The organism is Streptomyces sp. NPDC091209 (assembly GCF_044757755.1).
GTDB lineage: Bacteria > Actinomycetota > Actinomycetes > Streptomycetales > Streptomycetaceae > Streptomyces.
Genome location: NZ_JBIVVR010000008.1, coordinates 166,931 through 191,869 on the forward strand (window position 1 = coordinate 166,931; position 24,939 = coordinate 191,869).

The 24,939-nt window shown below is 72.8% G+C and carries 16 protein-coding genes; 8 read left to right on the plus strand and 8 right to left on the minus strand.

The genetic code is table 11. The features are described from left to right. Positions 1-172 precede the first annotated feature (172 nt). From ACIQRL_RS24170 to ACIQRL_RS24185, 4 genes are read right to left on the minus strand one after another with little or no spacing between them, the layout of a single operon-like run. A complete protein-coding gene (locus ACIQRL_RS24170; protein WP_401334843.1) occupies positions 173-2,149 on the minus strand; it encodes an acetoacetate--CoA ligase in 1,977 nt (658 codons plus the stop codon). Beyond that, the gene (locus ACIQRL_RS24175) at positions 2,146-3,738 is read right to left on the minus strand and encodes a bifunctional 3-(3-hydroxy-phenyl)propionate/3-hydroxycinnamic acid hydroxylase (protein WP_401334845.1); all 1,593 of its coding nucleotides are present in this window, start codon (positions 3,736-3,738) and stop codon (positions 2,146-2,148) included. Before ACIQRL_RS24175 ends, ACIQRL_RS24170 begins: the two co-directional genes overlap by 4 nt. Before the next feature lie 40 nt (positions 3,739-3,778). Continuing rightward, the gene (locus ACIQRL_RS24180; protein ID WP_401334848.1) at positions 3,779-4,717 is read right to left on the minus strand and encodes a fumarylacetoacetate hydrolase family protein; all 939 of its coding nucleotides are present in this window, start codon (positions 4,715-4,717) and stop codon (positions 3,779-3,781) included. 26 nt (positions 4,718-4,743) lie between these two features. Then, positions 4,744-5,889: a VOC family protein gene (locus ACIQRL_RS24185; RefSeq protein ID WP_401334850.1), complete on the minus strand. Its 1,146-nt coding sequence runs from the start codon at positions 5,887-5,889 to the stop codon at positions 4,744-4,746. A gap of 135 nt (positions 5,890-6,024) precedes the next feature. Between ACIQRL_RS24185 and ACIQRL_RS24190 the strand changes: the two genes are divergently transcribed. Then, complete coding sequence (locus ACIQRL_RS24190; protein ID WP_401334853.1) at positions 6,025-6,672, plus strand: TetR/AcrR family transcriptional regulator; 648 nt, start codon at positions 6,025-6,027, stop codon at positions 6,670-6,672. Positions 6,673-7,151: 479 nt separating this feature from the next. Here the strand turns inward: ACIQRL_RS24190 and ACIQRL_RS24195 are convergent, their stop codons facing one another. Continuing rightward, complete coding sequence (locus ACIQRL_RS24195; protein ID WP_401334856.1) at positions 7,152-7,895, minus strand: phosphotransferase family protein; 744 nt, start codon at positions 7,893-7,895, stop codon at positions 7,152-7,154. A 594-nt stretch (positions 7,896-8,489) separates the two neighbouring features. Here ACIQRL_RS24195 and ACIQRL_RS24200 point away from each other — a divergent pair. Continuing rightward, positions 8,490-9,464 carry a hypothetical protein gene (locus ACIQRL_RS24200; protein WP_401334858.1) on the plus strand — a complete coding sequence of 325 codons (975 nt, stop codon included), beginning with the start codon at positions 8,490-8,492 and terminating at the stop codon, positions 9,462-9,464. 495 nt (positions 9,465-9,959) lie between these two features. Beyond that, on the plus strand, positions 9,960-10,418 hold the full coding sequence (locus ACIQRL_RS24205) for a hypothetical protein (protein WP_401334860.1): 459 nt from the start codon (positions 9,960-9,962) through the stop codon (positions 10,416-10,418). Positions 10,419-10,495: 77 nt separating this feature from the next. Here ACIQRL_RS24205 and ACIQRL_RS24210 read toward each other — a convergent pair whose 3' ends face one another. The 3 genes from ACIQRL_RS24210 to ACIQRL_RS24220 all read right to left on the minus strand — a co-directional run bounded on the left by ACIQRL_RS24210 (position 10,496) and on the right by ACIQRL_RS24220 (position 11,889). Then, positions 10,496-10,834: a hypothetical protein gene (locus tag ACIQRL_RS24210; protein WP_401334863.1), complete on the minus strand. Its 339-nt coding sequence runs from the start codon at positions 10,832-10,834 to the stop codon at positions 10,496-10,498. A gap of 99 nt (positions 10,835-10,933) precedes the next feature. Continuing rightward, positions 10,934-11,725 carry an inositol monophosphatase family protein gene (locus tag ACIQRL_RS24215; protein WP_401334865.1) on the minus strand — a complete coding sequence of 264 codons (792 nt, stop codon included), beginning with the start codon at positions 11,723-11,725 and terminating at the stop codon, positions 10,934-10,936. A 41-nt stretch (positions 11,726-11,766) separates the two neighbouring features. After that, a complete protein-coding gene (locus ACIQRL_RS24220) occupies positions 11,767-11,889 on the minus strand; it encodes a DUF6368 family protein (RefSeq protein ID WP_401334867.1) in 123 nt (40 codons plus the stop codon). Between the two features lie 166 nt (positions 11,890-12,055). Between ACIQRL_RS24220 and ACIQRL_RS24225 the strand changes: the two genes are divergently transcribed. The 5 genes from ACIQRL_RS24225 (at position 12,056) to ACIQRL_RS24245 (ending at position 24,686) form a co-directional block, all read left to right on the plus strand. After that, complete coding sequence (locus ACIQRL_RS24225; RefSeq protein WP_401334870.1) at positions 12,056-12,922, plus strand: DUF4132 domain-containing protein; 867 nt, start codon at positions 12,056-12,058, stop codon at positions 12,920-12,922. After that, a complete protein-coding gene (locus ACIQRL_RS24230) occupies positions 12,919-17,829 on the plus strand; it encodes a DNA-binding protein (RefSeq protein WP_401334873.1) in 4,911 nt (1,636 codons plus the stop codon). Before ACIQRL_RS24225 ends, ACIQRL_RS24230 begins: the two co-directional genes overlap by 4 nt. 115 nt (positions 17,830-17,944) lie before the next feature. Then, a complete protein-coding gene (locus tag ACIQRL_RS24235; RefSeq protein WP_401334875.1) occupies positions 17,945-19,105 on the plus strand; it encodes an AAA family ATPase in 1,161 nt (386 codons plus the stop codon). After that, positions 19,102-22,749, plus strand: a complete 3,648-nt coding sequence (locus ACIQRL_RS24240; protein ID WP_401334878.1) for a DUF5682 family protein — start codon at positions 19,102-19,104, stop codon at positions 22,747-22,749. The genes ACIQRL_RS24235 and ACIQRL_RS24240 overlap by 4 nt, the downstream gene beginning before the upstream one ends. Then, positions 22,746-24,686, plus strand: a complete 1,941-nt coding sequence (locus ACIQRL_RS24245; protein ID WP_401334880.1) for a hypothetical protein — start codon at positions 22,746-22,748, stop codon at positions 24,684-24,686. Before ACIQRL_RS24240 ends, ACIQRL_RS24245 begins: the two co-directional genes overlap by 4 nt. Positions 24,687-24,939: the final 253 nt, after the last annotated feature.

Here is a 24,939-nt window from a genome sequence, read left to right on the forward strand (position 1 = left end):
GACCCGGACCGGGAAGCAGGCGTGAAACACCGGGTCGGACAAACACGTGACAGCTGCGCCTTGTGCCGCGACTACGAGATGCCGATGGCCCGCAACACGACGGGCAATGGTCAAGAGGGTTTCAGTAACCAGGTGGTCCTGCACGGCACAGCGAGGGTGATCTGTGCGGCCGTCATGCCACTCGGGTTCGGCGTTCGGTGCCCAGGCGGGCGTAGTAGTCGATGAGGTCGGGCGCGTCCACCGTGGCCGGGTTGACGACGTCTTCGACCGGGGCGCCCTGGAGGAGGCGTTTGACGGGGACTTCCAGTTTCTTGCCGGTGCGGGTGTGCGGGATGCCCGGCACTTCGAGGATCTCGTCGGGGACATGGCGGGGTGAGACGCCGCTGCGGATCGCGTCCTTGATCCGGTTGCGCAGGTCGTCGTCCAGGACGGCTCCGGTCGTCAGGGTCACGAACAGCGGCATCCAGTAGCCGCCGTCGGGCTCTTCCGCGCCGATGACGAGGGCTTCGGTGATCTCGGGGAGGCGTTCGACGATGTCGTGGATGTCGGCGCTGCCCAGGCGGACGCCGTTGCGGTTGAGGGTGGAGTCGGATCGGCCGTGGACGATGACCGAGCCGTGCCCGGTGAGGGTGATCCAGTCGCCGTGACGCCAGATGCCGGGGTAGGCGGTGAAGTAGGCGTCGCGGTAGCGGGTGCCGTCGGGGTCGTTCCAGAAGTACAGCGGCATGGACGGCATGGGGCGGGTGACGACGAGTTCGCCGACCTGGTCGGTGACGGGGAGCCCCGCGGGGTCGTAGGCGGCCAGCGCCACGCCGAGGTTGGGTGCCGAGAGTTCTCCGGCCCGGATGGGGGTGTTGGGTGCGCTGCCGGCGAAGCCGGAGACGACGTCGGTGCCGCCGCTGGTGGAGGCGAGCAGGACGCCCTCGCCGACGTGGTCGCGGACCCAGGGGTAGGCGGAAGCGGGCAGGGCGGAGCCGGTGCAGCCGACCACGCGGACGGACGACAGGTCGTGGACGGCAGGATCGATGCCGAACTTGGCCATGCCCAGCAGGTATTGGGGGCTGGTGCCGAAGACGGTGACCCGGTGGCGGGAGGCCAGTTTCCACAGGATGGCGGGTTGTGCGAACGGTGCCGGGCTGCCGTCGTAGGTACAGGTCGTGGCGCCGGTCAGGAGGGTGGAGGCGATCAGGTTCCACATCATCCAGTGGGTGGTGGTGTACCACAGGAGACGGTCGCCGGGGCCGAGGTCGGAGTGCAGGCCGAGGGTCTTGAGGTGCTCCAGCAGGACGCCGCCGTGGCCGTGCACGATGCCCTTGGGCAGGCCCGTGGTGCCGGAGGAGAAGACGACCCACAGGGGGTGGTCGAACGGTACGGGTGTGCAGGTGAGTTCTTCCGAGCGGGTGGAGGCGTCCTCCCACGGGACGACGAGCGAGGGACAGGTGCGGGACGGCCAGGGCAGGCCGACGTGGTCCACGAGCAGGGTGGCCTTGAGCGTGGGCAGGGCGCCGGCCAGTTCGAGGGCGGCATCGCGCCGGTCGTGTGTGGTGCCGTTGAAGAGGTAGCCGTCGGCGGCGACCAGGACGGTCGGCTCCAGCTGGGCGAACCGGTCGGCGGCCGCGGTGGGGGCGTAGTCCTGCCCGCACACCGACCAGACGGCGCCCAGGCTCGCGGCGGCCAGGAACGCGACGATGGCGTGCGGGGTGTTGGGCAGGTAGCCGACGACGCGGTCGCCGGGGCGGACGCCGAGGTCGCGCAGGGTGGCGGCGACGGAAGCGACACGCGCGCGCAACTGGCTGCCGGTCAGCTCGTAGGCGGCGCCGGTCTCGTCCAGGGCGATGACGGCGCTCTGGTCGTCCGGGAGATGACGCAGGGCGTGGTGGGTGTAGTTGAGGGTGGCTCCGGTGAACCAACGGGCGCCGGGCATGGTCTCTTCGGCGAGCACCTGCTCGTAAGGGGTGTCGGCGTCGATGTCGAAGTACTCCCACACGGAACGCCAGAAGCCTTCGAGGTCGGTGACCGACCAGTGGTGAAGGGCGGCGTAGTCGGTGCCGTCCAGTCCTGCGTGGCGGGCGAAGTCGGCGATGCGGCTGTCGGCGACGTCCTTCGGGTCGGGTGTCGTGAAGGGCGCCGGGTCGGGACTGGTGGTCATCGGGTGGCGCTCCTCAGCGGGTTCTTCCGGGCGGTTTGTGGGCAGGGGCGGGGGCTGCGCGTGGTGTGCAGGAGGAATGCCCAGGCGGCGGTGTCGGTGAAGGCGCCTCTGCCTGTGGGGATGACGTCCAGGACGACGCGGTCGGGGCGTAGGAGGACAGCGTCCGCCCGGCCGGCGCGCAGCCAGGCGGCGAGGGTGCCGTCGTCGCCCAGTTCGGACACGCGGATCGGGCGGGTGCCGAGGCTGTGGGCGAGGGCGCTCAGCGAGGGGGTGGGGGCGTCGGCGGTTAGGATGGTGAAGGTGTCGCCGAGCAGGTCGTCGAGGCGGGTTCCGCCTGTGGTGATGTCGGTCCACGGCTGCGGGCAGTGGGTGCCCGCGAGGCCGCGCCGGCCGGGCCGCCTCCGGCGTCGCACGAGCGGACCGGCGGTCAGGGCCGGGCTGAGGTCCCGGGCCGCCGCCGCACTCAGGCCGGGTATGCGGCAGGCCGCGGCCAGGAGTCTGCGGCGGAGTGCCGCGGCGCCGTCCTGGCCGCCTGTCATGGCCCAGCCCATGGCGACCGCGAGGCGGATCATGTGCCGGGCGTGCGGCCTGCGTTCGCTCTCGTAGGTGTCCAGCAGCCGTTCGTCGGCGCCTTGTTCGAGGACGCGGGCGAGTTTCCAGGTGAGGTTGTAGGCGTCGCGCAGGCCCGAGCACAGCCCCTGTCCGACGAAGGGCGGTGTCAGGTGGGCGGCGTCGCCGAGGAGGAAGACGCGTCCGCTGTGCCACCGGTCGGCGACGAGCGCCCGGAAGGTGTACTGGCTTTCACGGACGACCTCGAAGTCTCCTGCGTGCGAGGGCGGCAGCCATGGGGCGAGGAGCTCACGGACCGTCTCGTGGCCGTCTTGCAGGCGGAACTCCCAGCGGTAGCGGTCCTCGCCGACACGCATGAAGGTGGCCGGCCGGTGGGGGTCGCAGATCTGCTCGACCCCCTCCCAGCAGCGGATGTCGGCATCGGTGCGGATGTCGAGGACGGTCCAGCGCTCTTCGAAGCGCAGGTCTTCCCAGGCGGCGCCGATGGCCGTACGGGTGATGCTGTTCGCACCGTCGCAGCCCAGGACGGCCTCCGCCCGTAGCTGGTGCTCGCCGTGCTCGTCGCGGTAGGTCACGCGGACGGGGCCCGCGCCGTCCTGGCGGATGCCGGTCACTTCCGCGCCGCTGCGCAGTTCGCACTCCGGGCGCAGGGTGAGGGCGTCGCGCAGCAGCCGCTCCAGCTCGGGCTGGTCGAACATGCTGGTCTGCGGGTAGCCGTGGTGGCCGAGCGCCGCGCGCGGGAACTCGGCCATCACCCGGTGCCGGGCGTCCAGCAGTCGCAGTCCGCGGGCCGGGCGGCTGATCGCGGTGAACTCCTCACCGACACCGGCGGCCTGGAGGATCCGGTGGACCTCGTCGTCGACTGCGACAGCGCGTGGCAGCGGGTAGGGGGCGTGGTGGCGTTCCAGGACGACGGTACGGACTCCGCGCCGGGCCAGGAGGAGGGCGGCGGTCACGCCCACCGGTCCGGCGCCGATGATCACCACGGGTATGTCGGCCGGGATGTGCTCGACGGTCATGTGCGGCTCGTTTCGGTTCAGTTCACGTCGGTCACGTCGGTCACTTCACGTCGGACACGCACGTGCGCTGCTCGCCGAGGTCGATGCGCCTGTCCGGGGTGGCGATGGTCGCGGTCACGACGTCGCCGGGGTGCAGGTAGTGAGGATTGCGGGCCTGGCTCTTGAAGAACGCCTTCCATTTCACTGCGGGCGGCAGGAGGGCGCCGATCTTCTCGATGGCCTTCGGCGGGGCTTTGAGCGCGGTGCCGCCGGGGGTGCCGGTCAGCAGGAGGTCTCCGGCGTCGAGGGTCTGGAACCGGGCGAGCAGTGTCAGCGCCTCGGCCGGCCGCACGATCATGTCGGCGAGGGTGCGGTCCTGGCGGAGGTCGCCGTTGACACTCAACCTCAGTCGCAGGTCGAGGAGGTGGGCGAAGTCTTCCGCGTCCAGCAGGGCCAGGTGGGGGCCGGTGGGGGTGAAGGTCGGGTACGACTTGCTCTCGTAGAACTGCGTCTTGGTCAACTGCACGTCCCGCGCGCTGACGTCGTTCGTGATGACGAGGCCGGCGACGTACGAGGGCAGGTCGCGCTCCTGGACGACGGTGCCGACGGTCAGCGGCGCGGCTATGACCAGGCCGAGTTCCACCTCGTAGTCGAGGAACCGCACATGCTGGGGGCGGACGATGGCATCGGCCGGGCCGCTCACCGAGCCGGAGGCCTTACGGAAGAAGGTGGGCGGGATGTCGCCGGTGAAGCCGGAGTCGCGTGCGTGGCTGCGGTAGTTGACCATCTGGGCGACTACCCGGCAGGGGGTGGTGACCGGGGAGAGGGCGGCCAGGTCCGCGACGGGCGTGCCCGTCGCGGTGCTCTCGGCGGCCGCACGGACGGCCTGGCGGTCGGCGATCAGGTCGGCGGTGGTGACTGCCTTGGTGTCGATGAGGACGGCGTGCTCGTCACGCACCACCCACCAGCCGTCGGCGGTGCGCAGGATGTTGGTGCTCATGTCGGTGCCTTTGTGAGGGGGCGGGGTCAGGAGTTGGTGGCCTTCAACAGGCCGAGCAGACGGGCGGGGTCCATCTCGTTGTCGCCGCGCAGGGCCTGGATCACGTCGCGGATCCGTTGCGAGGAGGGGCTCGCGCCGAGGAAGTCGCGGGTGGCGGGCGGCCCCCACTGGGCCAGTCCGCTGGTCGACATCGGCGCCCAGCCGGGTTCGAGGTCGCAGGAGAACAGGTCGCCGTCGGCGAAGTGCTCCAGCATGAAGCGGTCGGGGTCGCGCCAGTAGTCGAACAGCTGGCTGCCCTGGATGTGCCGGCCGATGCCCCAGCTCCGCTTGTAGCCGCGCTCGCGCAGGTATTCGCCGCCTGCCGCGATCGAGTCCAGGTCGGTGACCTGGTAGGCGGAGTGGACGTAGCCGTTGGCGGGGCCGAGGTGCATGGCCAGGGTGTGGTGGTCGACGGCCAGACCGCCCTGGTCGCAGCGGATGAACGCCATCGTCGGGCCGCGCCCGCGCTGCCCGTCCAGGAACAGGAAGTCCGACACGATCATGCCGAGGGTGTCGAGGTACCAGTCCAGGGCCCGCGTGAACACCCGTGTCTCCAGCACCACATGTCCCAGGCGCTGGATCCGGGACGGCTCCCGCGGTGGGCGCTGGGTGGCGTCCGTACGACGGTGATCGGTGCCGACATTGAGGAGCTGCGGCTGCTGACCCGGCAGTTCGGCGAGCGGTTCCGCGCCGTGTACGACCCGTACCGGAAAGCCGGAGGGGTCGAGCAGGTCGACCACCGTGCCGCCGCCGGGCACGTCCGCACCGCGCACGTCGCCACCCGTATGGCGCGCGAGGCGGTCCAGGTCGTCCCGTTCGGCCGCGCGGAAGGCGGGGCCGATGAAGCGGGACGTGCGGCCGCGCCGGATCACCATGCAGGGCGATCCGGCGAAGGTGCCCCGCAGCCACAGTTCGTGCTCGGTGCGTGCGGCGGTGTGGAAGCCGAAGTCGCGGGCGAAGACTTCCGCCCGGTCCAGGTCCGGCTTCTCGAATTCCAGCCAGGCCAGGTCCGCCACCTTGATCACGGGATTCCGGGAGCGTCCCGGATGCTCACCGCGCTGGGCGCCCTGCTCACTGTGGAGGTCTTGATGGGCTGTCTTCGCGTCAGCCCCGTTGAGGCGGGTTTCCGACATGGTGTCCTCCCAGCGACATCGCCGTTATGATGAAATCATCAACTGTGACGGTTCTTTCGTCAATATGTTCGCGACGGGAAATGATGAGTTCATCAGGACTGTGACTGTCATCGCCGCAGCGGTTAGAATCTGCGCATGCCTACGTCAGCCCCGCCCGGCAACCGGTTCGATCGGCGCCGCGCCAAGACCCGTGGCGCCCTCGTCCACGCGGCCCGGCAGATCCTTGCCGAGACCGGGGACACCAGCGCCAGCATCCAGGTGATCGCCGAACGCGCCGATGTCGGCTTCGGCTCCTTCTACAACCACTTCGAGTCCAAGACGGAGCTGTTCGACGCGGCCGCGGTCGACGCCTTGGAGGAGTTCGGCAGGACCTTCGACGAGAGCCTGACCGGCATCGACGACCCGGCCGAGCTCGTCGCGGCCGGTTTCCGCCTCAGCGCCCGGCTGACCACGTCCCACCCGGAACTGATGCAGGTCCTGCGCCACTGCGGCCTGTCCCACATCCACTCCGACAACGGCCTGGCCGCCCGGGCGCTGCGGGACCTCCAGGCGGGCGTCGCCTCCGGCCGCTTCACCGCCGTCGATCCGGCGGTCGCCCTCACGGCTCTGGGCGGAACCCTCCTGGCCCTGGTGGAGCTGCGGTTCGCGCGCCCCGACCTGGACGGGGACAAGGCCGCGGCGAACCTCGCCGAGATGGTCCTGCGCATGCTGGGCGTCCCGTCGGACGAAGCCCGCGAGGTCGCCCGACGCCCTCTTCCCGACCTCGTCTCCCCCGTCGCCTGAAGCCTGGCGCGGAAGCCTGTGATGCGCAGGTCAGGGTCCTGACCTGGGGTGTTCTGATCACGCGGTACCGGCGAGCTGGCGCGCGTGGGCGACGGCTCGGACCGCGTGATGGAGGCCGTCGCCGTGCTGAACCGGTCGGCGACCTGGAGGTCCTGGGGTGCGGCAGTGTCGGCCGCCTCGGCGTTTACGCCCGCGCGGTCGCGGCAGATGACCCGGATTCCGGAATGGGCCGCAAGCCACGGGCACGTGTGGCGGCATCGCGCTCGGGCAGCAGGTCGAGGACCTGGTGGGGTCTCGGCGTCGATCACGACCGTTCCGTAGTCACCCACCGTCCGTCGCAACCGCTCGGTGCCCCCCCTCCGTAGCGGCGGGTCGGTCCCGGCGCCTGCTACGGAGCGGTCGCGCTGCTGCACCGGTTCGGAGGAGATGGCCTGCTCGACGCGTCAGAACGCACACGGAGGAGTCGGGCCCGCGCAGCCTCACATACGGGATCTCAGCACGTCGACCTCGCAGCCCGGCGCGAACGGGTCGAAGCCGTGCTCGGCCAGCCAGCGAACCACCAGCAGGCTTCGGAACGACCACCACGCGCGGATCACATCGAGGTCGACGTCGGTGCCATAGCCGGCGACGACGTCGTCGAGGCGCTCCTCGTGTCCGAGCGTGAAGGTGGCGAGGTCGTACAGGGCATCACCCCGGCCCGCCTCGGACCAGTCGATGATGCCCGTGACCTCGTCGGCGTCGACGAAGACGTGGGCGATCTGCAGGTCGCCGTGCGTGAACGCCGGAGTCCACGGCCGAAGCGCGGCCTCGGCGACCTGGCGGTTGCGGGTGACCAGGTCGGCGGGCAGGACGCCGTTCGTCACGAGCCGCTCGCACTCGTCGTCGAGTTCCGCCGCCAACTCACCGAGGCTTCTTCCCCTGTCTCGCCAGGGCGGCAGGGGCGCTTCGTGCAGCTTCCGGATGGCGGCACCCGCCGCGGCCCACGCCGCCGGCGACCCGGTCGACGGCCCGCCGAGGCGTCCGAGCGTCGTCCCCGGGAGTGCGGCGATCGCGAGCACGGGCGGCTTGCGCCACAGGACCTCCGGGGTCGGGACCGGCGCCAGGGCCATCGCCGCGACCTCGACGTCGATGCGCGTCTGATCGCCGTCCACCTTCAGGAACACATCGCCGACGCGCAGAGTCGCGCGCTCGGAATGGGCGACGACGACTTCGACCTCATCCATGGGCGACCAGTATCCCGGGGATGACCGTCCGCGTCGACGGGATTATGGCGTGCGATCGAGACAGCGGGCGTCGGCGCGGTCAGTCCAGTACGAAGGTGCCGCCTGCGCTGGTCGCCAGGTCGGGCCCGAGGGCGGCTGCCGGGGTCCGGGCGCCGGGGCTGCCGACCGGCCCGGGCCACTCCGTCACCTCGATCGCAAAGCTGCTGGGCGTCTGGCCACGCACCCTCCAGCAGACATCCGCAGCACTTTCCTCTGGACCTCGATGTCCCAGACGTTGACCAGGCCGAGGAGCGAGTCCTCGGCTTCGGAGCCACGCTGCTCCACCTCGACAGCCGCGGTTGGAGGATCTTCGCAGCTCCGGCGGGCCCCCTTCCGCCCCCTCTCGACAAGGTGCACTCCGTCCCGCCCGCCGTCCAAGGGTCCGCCCGACGAACGGGGCCCTCCGGACGGGCAGGCCGCGAGAGTGTCCCGGCGGGTACGGCTCGGACACGGCTGTCACTGCCCGTCAGGATGAGTATCCGTACTCATGGCGTGAGCATGCCTACAAGCCACGATGGGTCCTGGAACGGATCTTCACCGAGGGGGACAACAGGCATGGGTGCGACCGTGGAGGAACGCGGCGGCGAGAGCGACGGCGGAAGTGCGCACGGCGGCCGTGCGGTACTCAGGCCGTTGGCCCGGCCCGCCGGTACGGGTGCGCTGCTGGGTGTCATGTGCCTGCTCGTGGAGGCGCTGCCCTGGACGTTCGACGACTTATGCCGGAGTGAGGAGCCCTGGGGGTGCCTGGGGTTCGGACTCATGTTGCTCGCGGCCGTCCCACTCGCCGCCACTCTGGTCGGCTGGGTGCTGCTGCGCGTGGCAGGTGTCCGTCCTGCCTGGCGGGTGGCCGCCCTGGGCGGAGTTCTGGCATTGGCGGCCGAGCACCTGTCCACCCGGGCGGGAGGCGGGCCACTCCTGGCTTCGTACACGGCACCACTCCTGCTGGCCGCGGCCTACGCGGCCGCGGCGGCTGTCGCGCTGCCCGGAGTCGGCTCCCTCCGGCGCTGGGGGGTGCTCGCCGCCGTCCTGCTGCTGATGTGGCCGTTGACGGCGGTCCTCGGCGAACGCAGCATCCGCGAGCACACGGAGCAGGAACTCGCGGCTTCCCGGGTCCCGTTGCTGGCACCCGAGCTGCACGGCTATCGCGTCTACTTTCCGAGGGCCGACGAGTACAGCGGCACGTTCGGCTATCTGCTGCTGCCCCGGCCGGTGAAGACCAGCGCCGCCGACCGGGAGGACCGCGGGGTCCGGGTGACCGTCGCCCCACAGGTCGCCGGTTTCGCGCCCCCGAAGGCGTGCGAGGTCGACAGCGGCGGCACATGGGCCGACGGGGGCCCGTGCGAACAAGTGGCCCCTGGCACCTGGCGCTCGTCCCGGTACGGGTCCATCCGCTACATCGCGCGACGCGAAGGCGTCATCGTGGTGCTCACCGGCGGCGGTCGGACCGTTTCCGACCACGACCTGAGGGTCATGGCCAAGTCCCTCACCGTACGGAAGCCCGCCTTCTTCCTCGACCCGAACGGACAGTAGGGCTCGGTCGAGTAGCTGCCCCATTCTGCCGCCCCGACGTCGCAGCGCCGGGACGGCGGGCCAGCGGGGCGGCGGGGCGGCGGTCCTTCGCGCGGACCGGCAACCCGGCCGGTGCCACGGGCGACGCGACGCCGGTCAAGGGGAAAGGGCCCGGGACGCCGGTCCGCGCGATCGCGCCAGACGCATGCCGTGCGTGCACGACACCGGGGATACGCGACCGCCCGCATGGCCATCCGGTCGCCGTGCACTTCGTCAGGGTCCTGTTCTCGTGGGCGAGGACGCCGCAGGTGGGCAAGGGCCCGGTCCGCCCCGCGGCATGTGTTGCCGATACCGCCCGTTTGGCGGCGCTGAGGTCACCCGGGCGCGAGGAATCCATCCATCATGCAGCCCTCCACGTGCACCGCCGCCGGACCAGCCCCCGCCGAGTCCCCCGGCTGCGTCCCACCTGTCGGGGCGAGGCCGGTACGGGATCCCTGCGACGGCCTGGAGGCCCGCATGGCCGCCGTCAAAAAGGACATGGACGCCCGGCTCGCGCTGGCGGCCGTCGCCTACGAGGTCAACACCGCGCACATCGAGACCGCCCCCGTGGACTGGTCCACCATCGCAGCCCCGCTGGCTCCCGTCGCACCGCTCCCCGCCCCTTGCCCGTACGCCACACCGATTGCGGCGCTCCTGCACCGCGCCTCCCTGCGGCTACGGGAGGGTGGCTGGTGCGCGGGAGCGCTGATCGATGAGGAAGGGAGCCTGTGTTCCCAGGGCGCGATCCGCAGGGAGTCCGGCGGCGACCGTCGCATGGAGGCGCAGGCCTTGGAGGTGCTGCTGGAAGCGATCCGCGGAGAGTTCGGCCCTCACGTGGAATCCGTGCCGTCCTTCAACGACGCCTGGGCCAACGGCCGTGAACCGACACGCATGATGGAGCGGGCCGCCATCCTCGCGGGCGCCCAAGGCTTCTGAATCCCAACCAGGGACGGAATGAACGGGGGCGGCCACACCACCGCGGCCACACCACCCCCTCGGCCGGGACAGGTACCTCACGGCCCCGAATCGGCACCCTCACGTTCGGCAAGGAAGGTGTCGAAGAGGTCGAAGAGCACCGTGAGCACATGCGTTTCCTGCTCGGGTGTGAGCTTCCGGCCGCCCGTCCGGTTCGGCAGGGCGATCTCGCGGACTTGGGCTTCCCACACGAGGTTGCCGCTGACCTCGTAGTTCGCCATCAGCCATTCACGCCAACCGCCCAGACCCGGGCCACCGTGCCGACGGGCCGCCAGGTCGTAGCCCACCATGAAGGCCGTCACACCCGCGAGGGATGTGGGGGCGATGAACATGCTGGTCCGCTGGGCGAGCTGGGCGAAGAACTCACGCTCACTCATGTCGATCACATTCGTCACTCCCGTTTCCTACTCCCACTCACCCGAGCGCCTGCCGCGAGAGCCGACTCATCGCATGCGCTTCAGGCACAAGTGCCCGCTTCAGGTTCGGATCATCGACATCAGCAGCCGGTGGGTCTCGTCGTCCGCCGCCACCACAAGTCCCCGGGCGGCCTGCCCGAGCGGGCCACCGTCGATCCCGGTGACGACGCAGCCCGCGGCCTGGCACAAGGCGATGCCGGCGGCGAAGTGCACGCCCCCGGACAGGTCGCCGCCGTCCGTCACGTACGCGGCGCGCTTACCCGCGGCGACCCAGGCCAACGCCAATGTCGTGGACACGACCCGGGGCCGAAACCGTTCGACGAAGGTGGGCTGAGCCAGCAGATCCACGGCCCTGAAGTCGGGCGCGCTGGTGAACGGTGGGTCCAGATTGACGTCCACGAGCCGGGTGGCGGATGTGGGCACCAGCGGGGCATCGGCACCGTCGTGCCGCACCCACGCCTTCTCACCGTCGGTGAAGAGGACCTCGCCGCTGAACGGGTCGGCCACCGCCGCGGCACCGCCGCGAAGCGCCACGTTGACCGCCACCAGCATGGTGCCGACGGCGTAGTTCAGCGTGCCGCACAGGGGATCCACCAACCACTGGCGCGCGCCGTCCGCGGCGCCCTGCTGCCCACCTTCCTCACCCAGTACGGCGTCATCGGGCCGGGCGGCGCGAAGGACGCCGAGGATCGTCTTCTCGGCCTCCACATCGGCCTCGGTGGCGAAGTCTCCGCCGCCCTTGTCGACCCGCGTGAGGCGTCGGCCGTACAGGGCGCGCACCACGTCCGCACCGGCACCCGCCGCGGCCGTCGCGACCTCGGCATCACCAACGCTCGCATACGAGTTGATCACGTCACGCAGGATATCGGCGGAATCAGCGGGCCGGTCCGCGGTTACTTCAAGAGCCGGAAGCCCGGTTGCCGGACCCACGCCCTGAGGAATTCCGCCGGGCCGTACGCCGTTCGGTCGCCGAACACCATCGCAGCCGGGCAACACCGCGAGCGGCGACCGGACATGACCGCTGAGCGCGACCGCAGCCGCCCACTCCCCCACGCCCGGGCCGAGACCGATTGTCAGTGGTCGGCACTAGCGTTCAGCTCACAGTCGCACTCGGCCCGGGACGGACTCCCCTGGCTGAAGTGTGCTCTCATCTGGTGTTCTTGACGCGGAAGGCTGTGGCGCGTGGGTTGGCTGTCAGCGGGTGACGGGTATGAAGTCGCCCTTGTGGAGGGGCGGGTGGCGGCGCGTGCCACCTCGGGCCGATCGGCGGGACGGCAGCTGAAGTCGCTCCCGCGCGCGCTCAAGGACCACCCGGAGGTGGACCGGCTGCGGCGGTTCGCCGAGTGGCTGGACCGGCATGCCTCGGCGTGTGTGGCACAGGTCGACGCGTGGATGGTGTCGTCGCTGCCCGTCCCCACCGGGCTGCTGGCCCGGGTGTGGCCGGACGAGGCCTGGCAGTCCGCGCTGCGCGATCTGGCCGTGGTGGGCGACGACCCGGACGAGGTGGGCTTCCTGCGCGGCGCCACCGAAGCCGGTGAACTGCGGCTGGTGAACCTGGACGGCGAGACCGTCCGGATGGCCCCGCGCACGGTCACGCTGCCGCACCCGGTGCTGCTGCCGGACCTCGACGAACTGCGGGAGTTCGCGGCTGAGCTGGGCATCGTCCAGCGCGTCGAGCAGATCCACCGGGCCATGTGGCGGCGGCCCGAAAACCTCGACGCCACATCCACCGAGATACGGGACTTCACCGGGGGCTCGTTCCGCTCCCGCTTCGCGCTCGCCGCCCGGGCCAGTTCGCTCGGCTACCGCGTGTCCGGTGGTTACGCGACCGCCAGGGTGCGCGACGGCGGACACACCGTCGAAGCCTCGGTGTGGATCGGGGAGCCGTACTGGGAGGACGGGGTCGAGACCGGCGCGCTCACCTGGCAGGACCAGGACGGCCGTGCCCTGCCGCTGCGTGAGGTGGGACCGGTCGCCTGGTCGGAGGGGATGCGGATGGCCGCGGCGCTGTACGCCGGCCGCGTCATCGAGGAGGGCAAAAGCGCATGAGCGGGGGGACGCAGGTGTCGTACGAGGGACTGCTGACGGCGGGCGCGGTGCTGCCGCCCGACACGGAGGACAGCGGGGAGCGGGGGGTGCCGCTGACGGCACGGACGTACCGTCACCCGGGCCTGGACGACCGGGTGGTGGTGCGGCTGGTCGCCGGCGAGCTGGGGGCGGCGGAGGACCTGGCCGCCGGATTCCTCGGCCTGGAGCAGGACACCGAGCCCGCCGTGGTCGGGATCGGACTGCGTCAGTCGCTGGGCTTTCCGGAGTGGGTGCTGGTGCACCATCCGAAGGACGGCCATCACGCCCTGGGCGTCGTGCCGGACCTGGAGCGGGCGGCCCGGCAGGCCAAGTCCCGTCCGAAGGCCGCCATGGACGCCTTCGTGGAACTCGGCGAGCGGCTGGCGGCCTCGGTGCCGCACTTCCTGCCGACGTTCTACGAGCAGGCCGGGCGGGTGTTCCTGGCGGAGGAGAACGCCACGTACGCGGCCCAGTTGTTCACCCGCGCCCGCAGGGCCGAGGCGGAGCACGGGCTGACGGTCCAGGAGGAGCGACTGGACGCCGTGTTCCTGGAGTTCGCGCTGGCCGGGGCGCTCCCGGTGAAGGTGCTGTCGGCCTACGCACGGGAACTCGCGGCCCGCGTGCCGGCCGAGGAGGCACTGCGGCGCTTCACCCGTCTGTGCCTGCGCCGGACGGCGGGCGGCCTGCCGCCGTCGGCACAGATGGCGAACGACCTGCGGAAGCTGGCCCGAGCCGCCGGCCGGGACGCGAACCTCGTCGAACAGGAGTACCTGGCCGAGCTGCTCGGTCTGCCGGCGACTCTGCGCGCGGCGGCCGGCTGGTGGAAGGGCCACCGTACGGCGCTGGTGGCGCTGGCCGAGCGCGAGCCGCGCGTGCGGGGCACTCTGCTCGGCCTGCTCCCTTCGAGCCACGACACCGAGATGCCGGCGATGTGGCTCGGGCTGCTGGAGGCCTCCGGTGCCACGGCCGGACTGTGGGATGCCTCCCTGCCCCAGGACCAGCGACCGAACGACGGTACGGCGGGCTGGCTGGAGCGGTTCCTGACCTACCGAGAGCGGGCCCGGTCGTGGCGCGACTCCGGTCGTATGGCCGAGCTGTATCCGCTGGTGGAACGGACGGCGGACCGGCTGCACACCGAACTCGCCGCTTCCGGTGGCGCGTTGAAGGTCCTCCACGACCTCGACCTGATCGACCTGCTGCTGTCCCTGGGTGTTCCGGTGGCCGCTCCGCAGAAGGACGACGTCCTGCTGCTGTCGCAGTGGGCCCCGGGCGAGGGGCACCGTGACCTGCTGTCGCTGGCGGCCGACACCCGATTCCGCGCGGCCTTCCGGCGCGGCGCGGACCGGTTCGGCAACGACGACCACTCGCTGCGGGCGATCAGGCTCCTGGCGGCGTCGCCGGGCGGCAGCCCGCTGCTGGCGGACTGGGTGCGTACCGTCGTACGACGGTTCACCGCGGTCGGTCTTCCCGAGCTGCCCGAAGCGCTCTCCCGGCTGAAGTGGCTGCCCGCCGAGGCGCTGGCGCTGGCCGAGGACGCGGTGCGTGAGGCCGCCGGCACCGACCTCGCTCCGGTACTGGCGCGCACGCTGCGGGCCGGGCTCTTCGACGAACTCGGCTGGCCCGCCTGGGAGGACGCGGTCGCCACCTTGGTTCCCAAGGCCGACATCGAGGACGTGATCGTCGCCGACGCCTGGCCCAACCTCATCGTCGCCGGCGCCGCCCAGGCCCGGGTGATCGGCGCCGAGGGCACCCTCCTCACCCACGACCTGCGGATCCCGGCGAACAGCAGCTGGGGCGACCCCGGCTTCCACCACGTGGACGGAGAGCTCCTCGTCTACTGGAACGACCGCACCGACGGCCTGCGCGGCTACTGGCACACCCGCGCCGACCGCCCCCAGTCCCTGGAGGGCGCCCGGAACTCGCGGGGCACCCAGATGGACTGGTACCGGGGCAACATGCCGATCACGCTGCCGCTCCCCGGCGGCGGCCGGACCACCGGTGGCGGCGTCCTGCACGCCGGAGACACCACCCTGCCCGCGGAGCGGCCCGTCCTCTGCGACGGCACCTCGTACTGGGTGTGGAACGCGGAGGGCGAGGACCACAAGGCGCACGGCTGGTACGAGTACGACCCGCTGACGGGTGAGCGGGGGCGTATGAGCAGGCCCGCCTTCCTCGCGGACGCGCTCGGCGATGCCCCTGAGGGCAGTCGTTTCGAAGGTGGCCGACTGCGCCCCTCGCCGACCACCGGCACCACGCCGGCGTGCGCGCCCGTGGACGGGCTGGTCGGTCTGCGCGTGGTGCGGCTGCCCGACGGCTCCCTGCGCGCCCAGGATCTGTCCGGACACACCGTCACCCTGCCCGCGGAAACCGGCCGGCCGGCCAAGCTCGTGGTCTTCCCCGGCGCCCAGGAGGCGCGGGCCGTCGTCCGCAACAGCTGGCGGCTCGCCATCGTGGACACGGACGGCGTCACCACCTCGGTGGCCAAGACCGACCGTGCGCCCGGTGCCTTCGGCGAGGGCTCGCTGCTGCTGCCGCCGGTTCAGTACTGGGAGTGCCTGACAGCCCGCGACCCACAGGGTTCGGAGTCGCTGCGGCACATCGACCGCGACACCGCGGCGGCCCTGCTGGTCGCCGCGGCCCACGAGGACAAGGAGGTGCTGCCCGACGCCATCCGTTCCCTCCTCCCGGTCACCCACACGGCGCTGCTCGCGGGCATCGCCGGAGTCGTGCGCCACGCCGCCGGTCAGCAGGCCGTCCTGGACGCGGCGGTGGTCAGGCTGACCCGGGCACTCGACGGCGACCTGCGGGACGAAGGCCCGGCCGGGCCGCCGGACGCCGTGCTCATCGAGGCGATGAACGGTCTCGGCGGTTCCCCCCGCACGTGGTGGAGCCGTGACGAGGAGGCCGACACCGTGTTCCGCGTCCTGCGCGAGTTCAAGCGGGCGGCCCAACGCCGCGACTCCGCCGTGGTGGAGGAACCGGCCGCGCGTCTCCATCTCGACGGGCGCCCGCTCCCCGTCGGAAGGCCCGGCCTGGAGACGCTGCTCGACCGCATCACCGCCCTGGCCTTCCGGACAGCCGCTGGCACCACCTCCGAGGACCACCGGAAGGCGCTGCACGCGCTGCTCACCGAGTTCGAAGCCCTGGGCCTGGTGCCGGCCGCCGAGCCCGCGCTCTGGCGCAAGGTGGAACTGCACGTGGAGGCGGGCCTGCTGCGCACCCCGTCCGGCGAGTGGCGTGAGGGCGCGTGGAACGGGTTGCTGCCCCTGGGCGGCGGTTCCTTCATCGCCGTCGTGGGACGTACCGCGCAGGGTGACGAGGGCTGCGTGTTCACCGGCTACTTCCACGATCCGGCCGGGCGCTTCGCGACGCCGGAGCCCTACACGCTCCGGTCGTCGGCCCCGCTGGGCGACGACGGGCACGCGGGCCGGCTCGGCGCGTTTCTCACGGAGCTGGCCGCGCGCGGACCGGCACCGTGGTTCCCGCAGGCGGCCGAAGGGTTCGCGCGGCTGACGGGCGTCACCGAAAGCATGGCCCGGCTGATCGTGGCCGGTCTGCCGCAGGTCGACGTCTACGAGCGGGCGTTCCTGACCACGCAGGCACGCGACGCCATCGGGGTGAAGGCCGCCCCGGCGGCGGTCGCGAAGGACGAACTGCGATTCATCGGTCCCGCGATCCGTACCGCGGTGGTGGCCGCTCTCCTGCCGGCCGATCCCGCCCGGCTGTGGACCGAGGGGCCGGACTGGGCCGCCGCGGCCGAGGTCTGGAACAGCAGGAAGGGCCGGCGGGAGGCCGTACCCGAGGAATTGCTGAGCGAAGTGGTACGCACGTTCAAGCAAAGCCAGTGGTTCGTCCGCGAGGCGCTGCCCGCACTCCTGAACCCGGCCGGTGAGCCCCAGCTCACCCGCGATCTGGAGTGGGCGGTCGACGGCGACCGGGTCAAGCCCGTCGACAAGGAGGCGGTCGGATTCACCGGACGGACGCTGGACGGCGCCATCGGTCTCACCGCCTGGCTCGCCCACCGTCTGCCCGCCGGCGATCCGATCCGTGCCGCGCTGCCGGCCGCGCTCGACGCCGTACGGGAGCGGTTGGCCCACCCCGGACTGCTGCTCGACCTCGGGCAGTACGTGAACCTCCCCGGCTTCCGGAAGACCGCGGGCGCACCGACCCAGGTCGGCAAGGGATTCGAGCGGTACGGTGCCGTCGTCCTCGCCACCCAGGACGACCAGCCGTGCCCCGCCCTCCGGGTCGCGCTGCTCGACGAGGCGGGCCAGGACCCGTACCTGCCCGCACTGCGGGCCGACGGCCAACGCCCCTATCGGGTCGAGGTGGCACTGCGTCTGGCCCGCTCCGCGCACTTCTCGGCTCTCCTCGCCGATCCGGGCGACCCCCGGGCGGGCGAGCGGGGCAAGGACGGCACCTGGTGGCCGCAGGACCCGAGCCGCTCGGTGCCGGATCTGGTGACCGAGGCCGCGAAGGAGTACGGCCTGAGCGAGGACGCCGCGTCGATCTATCTGATGCTGCTCGCCATGCCCGACCCGACCGACCGCATGACGGCCCGGTGGACGGGCTGGAAGCCCGCTCGACTCAAGGCCGCCCGGGCCGAACTGGCCGCCACCGACCTGGTGGTGGAGGCCACCCGCACCAGGGCCGGACGTTCGCTCTTCCTGCCCGGCGGCTGGATCCAGCCGAGCGCTCCGCGCGCTCCGCTGGAGGAGTGGAAACGGCCGCTGTTCGACTGCCTGTTGTACGGCGACGAGGCTCTGCTGGGGGTGATCGTGCCGACCGAGCCTGCGGCGGAGCTGTACCGAAGGGTCTGGCAACTGGTCCAGGAGAGTGGCGGGCCCCGGTTCCAGGAGTTCAAGGTGCGGCGGGGCCGCCGCCGCTGACGTACCTCCGGGGCGCGGTCACCGGCCTCCCTCCCGGGCGCCGGCCCCGACCGGCCGGCGCCCCCGCCACCCCCTGCCACAACGACCGACCGACCTACCGAACAAGGACACACGCATGCCCCCGACCGACACGGCTACGGCCCCTCCGGCCCGGCAGACCCTGCCCGCCGAAGAGCGCCACGCCACCGAACTCGCCTTCCTCGCCGCCCACGACACGGGCCCCCGCCCGCCCGGCTGGCGGCTGACACCCCGCTCCGCGATCACCTTCGTCTGCGGCAGCGGCGGCGAAGCGCTCAAGCTGGCCGAGCGGCACGCGACGCTGCCGGACCGCCTGGTCGTCGCCCCGAAGTTCGTCGGCGAACGCGCTCTGGTGGAGCGGTGCGTGGTGACCCTCGCCGGAGAGCGCGGTCTCCTGCTGGTCGGTGAGCCGGGCACAGCCAAGTCGATGCTCTCCGAGCTGCTGTCCGCCGCCGTCTGCGGCACCAGCGCGCTGACCGTGCAGGGCACCGCGGGCACCACCGAGGACGCCCTGAGGTACGGGTGGAACTACGCCCTGCTCCTCGCCCAGGGCCCCACCCCCGAGGCGCTGGTCGACTCCCCGGTGCTGGCCGCCATGCGGGCCGGCCGGGTGGCCCGTGTCGAGGAGATCACCCGCTGTCTGCCCGAGGTGCAGGACGCCCTGGTGTCGATCCTGTCCGACCGGCGGATGAGCGTGCCCGAACTGGTCGGCACGGACGACGCCCAGGTCTCCGCCGCACCCGGATTCACCGTCATCGCCACCGCCAACCTGCGCGACCGCGGAGTGTCGGAGATGTCCGCCGCTCTCAAGCGCCGCTTCAACTTCGAGACCGTGCACCCGATCGCCGACGTCGACGCCGAGACCGAGCTCGTACGGCGGCAGGCCGTGGCGGCCGTCGAGCGGGCGGGCGCCGCTTTCGGCGTCGACGACGCGGTGCTGGATGTGCTGGTCACCGTCTTCCGCGATCTGCGGGCCGGACGGTCCGCGGAGGGCTGGGACGTGGAGCGGCCCGGCACGGTGATGTCGACGGCCGAGGCCGTGCAGGTCGCCGTCTCCCTCGGGGTGGCCGCCGCCTACCTCCCCGGGGCCGACTCCCTCGACCTGGTCCCCGGTCACCTCCTCGGCGTGGTCCGCAAGGACGACCCGGCCGACCACGCACGGCTGCTCGGCTACTGGGACGGCCCGGTGCGCCGCCGCGCCGAGGACGGTTCCGCGCTGTGGCGCCGACTCTGGGACCTGCGGGAGAACCTCCGGTGACATACACCCAGGATCCACGGGCGGCCGTCACCGCCCTGGCCGGCTCCGTGGCGCCGTACCTGCTGGGCGTACGGCACCACAGCCCGGCGCTCGCCGCGGCGGTGCCCGCCCTGCTCGACGCCTGCGGGGCGGAGGTCGTCTGCGTGGAACTGCCCGCGGACTTCCAGCCGTGGCTGATCCATCTGGCCGCGCCGGGCACGGTCGCCCCGGTCGCGCTCGCCGGTGCGGGTGGGAACGGGCGGCTCGGCTTCTATCCGTTCGCCGATTTCTCCCCGGAGCTGGCCGCCGTCCGCTGGGCGCGGGAGCGGGGAGCGGAGGTCGTGTGCTGCGATCTGCCGATGTCCGATCCGCGGTGGACGTCGGACGGCCCCCTCCCGTCGGGCGACACGCGGTCCGCGGTCGCCGACGGGGTGTCCGAGATCCCCGCCGTGACGTTCGGGAACGCGCTCGCCGCCTCCGGGACCGGCCGGGACGGCGACGATCTGTGGGACCGCTGTGTGGAGGTCCTCGCCCCGGGATCCACCGCCGAGGCGATCCGCCGCGCTGCCCTCGGCGTCGGCTGGGCACTGCGCAGCGACGCCGAGACCGCGGGCGGGATTCCCTCGGTGGACCTGGCCCGCGAGGCCCACATGCGCGAGACGATCGCCCGCGCCACGGGGGCGGGGCGGCGGGTCGCGGCCGTCGTCGGCGCGTTCCACGCCCCGGCACTGACACCGGCCGCCCTGTCGGCCGGTCCCGTTCCGCTTCCGGGCCCCGGTGCCACCGATGCCGTGTCGACCGTGGTCGATCAGGCCGTTGTCGGGGAGCACCCGGGCACGGTCACCTCCCTCGTCCCCTACGCCTTCGATCTGCTGGACTCCCGTTCCGGCTACCCGGCCGGCATCCGGGACCCCCGCTGGCAGCAGGCGGTGTTCACGGCCGCAGGAGATCCCGAGCAGGTGCGGGGCGCCGCCGCGCGAGCGGTCACCGACGTGTGCCGGGAACTCCGCGCGGCCGGGCACACCGCCGGTACGGGCGAGGCCGCCGAGACCCTGCGGATGGCAGGGGACCTCGCCCGGGTGCGCGGACTCCCGGCACCGGGGCGGGGCGAGGTCATCGAAGCGCTGACGACCGTGATGGGCCAGGGCGAACCGCTCGGCCGCGGCCGGGCCCTCGCCCGGGCGCTCGAAGTCGTCCTGGTCGGCACCGACCGGGGCCGGATCGCGCCGGGTACCCCGCGCTCCGGTCTCGGCCCGTGTGTGGAGGCCGAGGTCGCCGCCCTGCGGCTGCCCGGCCCTGACGACCCCTCGGCACGCGAGGTTCGGCTCGACCCGCTGCGTTCCGCTCTCGACGGGCGCCGCGAAATCCTCCTCCAGCGGCTCGCCGTGTGCGGCGCCGGCTACGGCGAGGCCGTGGCGGTGGCCGGTACGGGCGACGCGGCCGCCCTGACCACCCGCTGGCGCGTGTCATGGACACCGGCCGTCCCCGTACGGCTGGATCTGGCCGGGATACGGGGCGTGACCGTGGCCCTGGCCGCCGAGGGCACCCTGCGGGAGACCTTCCGCAGGGAGACGGCGGACGGCGGGCCCACCTGCGCCCATGTCCTCGCGGCACTCGGTGCGGCCGCCCGCTGCGATCTGCCGGCGCTGGTGACCGAACGGCTGGCCGACGCCGCCGCCGTACTCCCCGCTGCGGCCACCCTGCCCGAACTCCTCACCGCACTGGACCTGTTGGAGACGCTGTGCCGCGGTCATCTGCCCGGCACCACCCCGGACAGTCGACAGGCCGCCGCCGAACTGGCCACCGACCTGCTGGGGTCGGCGGTCCGCGCCCTGCCCGGGCTGGCGGGCAGTGACCGGCCGGAGGACACGGCCGCGCTCATCGAGCTGGCCTCCCGGGCCGGTGAACACCGTCTCGGGCTGCGGATGGACGACGCCCTCGACACCCTCGCTCGCACGGGCTCCCCGATGGTCCAGGGCGCCGCGCTGGCCGCCCGGGTCCTGCTCGACCTCGACGACGCTGGCACCCTCGGCGCGCGGACGGCGGGCTGGATCGACACGGCCACCGGCCCTGAAACCCGCCTTGCGCTGGGCCGAAGGCTCGGCGGGCTGCTCATTGGCACGGCCGCGTTGCTCCAGTCGGCACCGACGGCACTGGACCCGCTCCTCGACCGCATCGACACGCTCGCCGATCAGGGCTTCCTCGACCGACTGCCCGCCCTGCGCGGGGGTTTCGACACGCTGACCCCGGCCGGCCGCGACCGTCTCCTGCACACCGTGACCGAGCGGCTCGGCGACCGCCTCGACCTGTCACTCACCACCTCGCCGCGACTCCTCGCCCTGTGGACGGCCGCGGACGCCGAGGGCCTCGCGGCCCTGCGCGCACTGCGCCTGCCGACCGGAACGAACGGCGCGGCCTGCGCGGACTCCGAGCCCCCGGCGGTCCCGGGTAAAGCCGACGACCCCGCAGCATCCACGCCCTCTGCAGCGCCGCACTCCGTACAGACAGCCGGCCCGACCGACCCCGCTTCCGCCCTCCGGATCACCCCCACCGACCGCTGGCGGCTGCTTCTCGGCCGGGAGACCGACAAACTCCCGCAGAGCGCCCGCCGATACGCGCACGCGCTCGACGAGTTGTACGGCACCGGCCGCGGTGAGGGCTCCTCGGACCTCGGCCGGGAAGGCGCCGCCCGGGGCCAGGGAGGCGGCCGGGACGCGTCCTTCCCGACGGCTCGCGAATGGGCCGAGGAACTGGAGGCGCTGTTCGGAGCCGAGGTCCGTGAGGAGGTGCTGGCACGCGCCGCCGACCAGGGGCGCACCGAGGTACTGGCCGAACTCGACCCCGCCGCGGTCCGGCCGTCGGTCGACCTGCTGACCTCCGTGCTGTCCCTCGCAGGCGGGATGCCCGAGCGGCAACTGGCCAGGCTGCGCCCCCTCGTACGCCGGCTGGTCGACGAACTCGCCAAGGAACTCGCCACCCGGATGCGTCCGGCCCTCACGGGGCTCGCGACACCCCGCCCCACCCGACGGCTCGGCGGCCGGCTCGATCTGCCGCGCACCCTGCGGGCCAACCTCGCCCACGCACGCCGGACGGCCGACGGCCGGACGATGGTCGTACCGGAGCGGCCGGTGTTCAGCACCCGCTCGCGCAAGGAGGCCGACTGGCGGCTGATCCTGGTGGTCGACGTGTCCGGGTCGATGGAGGCCTCCGTCATCTGGTCGGCCCTGACCGCGGCGGTCCTGGGCGGCGTCCCCACCCTGTCCACGCACTTCCTCGCGTTCTCGACGGACGTGATCGACCTGACGGACCGGGTCCAGGACCCGCTGTCGCTGCTCCTTGAAGTACGGGTCGGCGGCGGCACCCACATCGCGGCCGGGCTCGCCCACGCGCGCTCCCTGGTCACCGTGCCCAGCCGGACCCTCGTCGTGGTGGTGAGCGACTTCGAGGAGGGCTACCCGCTGGGCGGACTCCTCGGCGAGGTACGGGCCCTGGCGAGCTCCGGGGTGCATCTGATGGGCTGCGCCGCCCTGGACGACACCGGCACCCCGCGCTATTCGGTTCCCGTCGCCCAGCAGCTCGTCGCGGCAGGCATGCCCGTCGCCGCGCTCAGTCCACTCGCCCTCGCCCGCTGGGTGGGCGACCGTCTCCGCGGAGCGACCCGATGAACACCGAACTGCCCCCGGTGGCGCCCGATGTGGTCGCCGGCGCCGTGGAGAGTCTGACGACCAGGCTGCGCAAGAAGCTGGACGCCACGATCGAGTCGTACGCGGCCGTACCGGTCGTCACCGACGGCACCGTCCGGCGCGTGCGGTGCGGTGAGGACGCGGAGGTCACGCTCACACCCGGTCCCTCCGGCACGGTCACCGACGCGGACCAGGTGGTGTGCAGTTGTCTGCTCGCCCCCCGCTGCCTGCACCGGGCCGCCGTCCTCGGCGCCTGCCCACTGGCCGACACGATCGCCGAAGCCGCCGCTGATACCGGTACCGACGACGAGGGCCATGGCGACGGCGTGCCGCGGGAGGACTCCGACGCCGTGGCGGCCGCGACCCCCGGTGCGACGACCGGCGCCCGGCCCGCCCCATCGCTCGGCGCCGAAACCGTCCCGGAGCCCGAGGAGCCGAACCCGCTCACCGATGCCCAGTCGGCCGCCGCGTCCGAGCTGTGGGCGGCGGCAGCGGCCGTCCTCGCCGCCGGGGTGCCCGCCGCGGGCGCGGTCCCCCAGGCCGAGTTGCTGCGGGCCGCCCACACGGCCCGGCTCGCCGGGCTGCACCGCGCCGAGGCGGCCGCGCTGCGCGTCGTGCGGGGGCTGCGTGGAGCGCGTGCCCGCCACGACGGCCACCGGCTGGCCGACCTCGTCGCCGCCGTGCGGGAACTGCTGCTCACCACCGCCCTGTTGGCCGCGGCCGACCCGGAACAGGACCTGATCGGCACCGCCCGCCGCACCTACCGACCGGGCGGCAGCCTGCGGGTTCACGGAGTGTGCCGGGAACCGGTGATCGCGGCCACCGGGTACGGCGGAGTCGTCACCCATCTCGTCTCCGACGACGGACGCTGGTTCTCGGTCGCCGACGTCAAGCCCGGCGGCCCGGCCCGCGCCCAGGGCGCGGCCACGGCCACGGTCGTGCTCGGCTCGGGAAGCCTCGACCATGCCCAACTCGCCCGTGGCGGACTTCTGATCACCGGCGCGACGGTCTCCTCCGACGGGCGCCTCGGCTCCGGCAAGGGAGTTCGGGCGACTCCGCTCACCGGTCAGTCGTGGACATCGGGCCCGCTCGCCGCGCTGTTCGCGCGCCCGCTGAGCGAGGTTGTCGCCGAACGGCTCGCCGTGGCACCGGGAGCCGACCCGGAGCGGGCGGAGCGGGCGGCACGCGAGCTGATCGGCTGCGACGTGGTCCTCGTCGGAGCGGTCGGCGAGCACCTGATCGCCCGGGAACTGTCTGCCGGACGGCCGGACACGGAAGGCCTGCTGATCCGCCTGGCCCCGTCCGACGGCCACCCCGGCCTCGCCCACACGGTCAACTTCCGTCGGCTCGCGTCCCGGCCGGGGCTGCGGCTCCGCGTGATCGGCCGTCTGGACCCCGACCGCGCCGCCACGTTCCGTCCCCTCGCCGTCGCCCCGCTGCCGGACACCGAGGCGACGCTGCGACTTCCGGCGGCCTGGCAGGGCCACGCCGACCTGGGCTACGACCGTCTGGAGGGCGCGCACGTGCCGCCTCCGGACGTCATGCCTGCCACGCCCGCCGTGGACGGCCCGAGCGACATGCCACCGGACCCGCTGGCAGAGGCTCCCCTGTGGCGGCTGCGGCGGCTGACCGAGGTCGCCGTGTCGGGTGGCCGCAGGGCCGTAGCCGAACCCGCGCGCGACGGCGACCGGAGCGGGGGTGGTGCGGCCATGCGACGCGGCGGCTTCCACACGGCCGCGGACTTGGCGGCCGACCTCGCCGCGGAGGCGGACCGGCGCACCCGCGACGTCTTCGGCCGCACCGACAACGCCGACCCGGACCGCTACGCCCGGGCGTGGCTCGCCGCGGCCGTCTATCTGACGGGGGTCGAGCGGGCGCTGATACGGACCACCTGGCAGCCGGAGAGCGCCAGTTGCTGATTGCCGGCGACTGCCGTCGTGTGCCGCCGGTGGAGGCCCGGCGGCGCTCCTGCACCTGATGCGCGGGTTTCCGCACACCGGCACAAGAAGTGCCGGCCGATGCGTGCGGGCAAGGTGGTGGGCGGTCGTGTCATCCGCCGGGCAGGAGGGAGCCGCCACCCGTCGGCAGCGCCGGGGCCGGTCCGCCCCGCGTGTCACGGGACGGCTGTCGACCAGGGCCTGCCCGGCTGGTCTTGCCGGGCAGGCCCTGGTT

Excerpts from the sequence above, each read along its gene's own strand:
- ACIQRL_RS24170 (WP_401334843.1), bottom strand. The coding sequence starts at position 2,149 with ATGACCACCAGTCCCGACCCGGCGCCCTTCACGACACCCGACCCGAAG.
- ACIQRL_RS24175 (WP_401334845.1), bottom strand. The coding sequence starts at position 3,738 with ATGACCGTCGAGCACATCCCGGCCGACATACCCGTGGTGATCATCGGC.
- ACIQRL_RS24180 (WP_401334848.1), bottom strand. The coding sequence starts at position 4,717 with ATGAGCACCAACATCCTGCGCACCGCCGACGGCTGGTGGGTGGTGCGT.
- ACIQRL_RS24185 (WP_401334850.1), bottom strand. The coding sequence starts at position 5,889 with ATGTCGGAAACCCGCCTCAACGGGGCTGACGCGAAGACAGCCCATCAA.
- ACIQRL_RS24190 (WP_401334853.1), top strand. The coding sequence starts at position 6,025 with ATGCCTACGTCAGCCCCGCCCGGCAACCGGTTCGATCGGCGCCGCGCC.
- ACIQRL_RS24195 (WP_401334856.1), bottom strand. The coding sequence starts at position 7,895 with ATGGATGAGGTCGAAGTCGTCGTCGCCCATTCCGAGCGCGCGACTCTG.
- ACIQRL_RS24200 (WP_401334858.1), top strand. The coding sequence starts at position 8,490 with ATGGGTGCGACCGTGGAGGAACGCGGCGGCGAGAGCGACGGCGGAAGT.
- ACIQRL_RS24205 (WP_401334860.1), top strand. The coding sequence starts at position 9,960 with ATGGCCGCCGTCAAAAAGGACATGGACGCCCGGCTCGCGCTGGCGGCC.
- ACIQRL_RS24210 (WP_401334863.1), bottom strand. The coding sequence starts at position 10,834 with ATGAGTGAGCGTGAGTTCTTCGCCCAGCTCGCCCAGCGGACCAGCATG.
- ACIQRL_RS24220 (WP_401334867.1), bottom strand. The coding sequence starts at position 11,889 with ATGTCCGGTCGCCGCTCGCGGTGTTGCCCGGCTGCGATGGTGTTCGGC.
- ACIQRL_RS24230 (WP_401334873.1), top strand. The coding sequence starts at position 12,919 with ATGAGCGGGGGGACGCAGGTGTCGTACGAGGGACTGCTGACGGCGGGC.
- ACIQRL_RS24235 (WP_401334875.1), top strand. The coding sequence starts at position 17,945 with ATGCCCCCGACCGACACGGCTACGGCCCCTCCGGCCCGGCAGACCCTG.
- ACIQRL_RS24245 (WP_401334880.1), top strand. The coding sequence starts at position 22,746 with ATGAACACCGAACTGCCCCCGGTGGCGCCCGATGTGGTCGCCGGCGCC.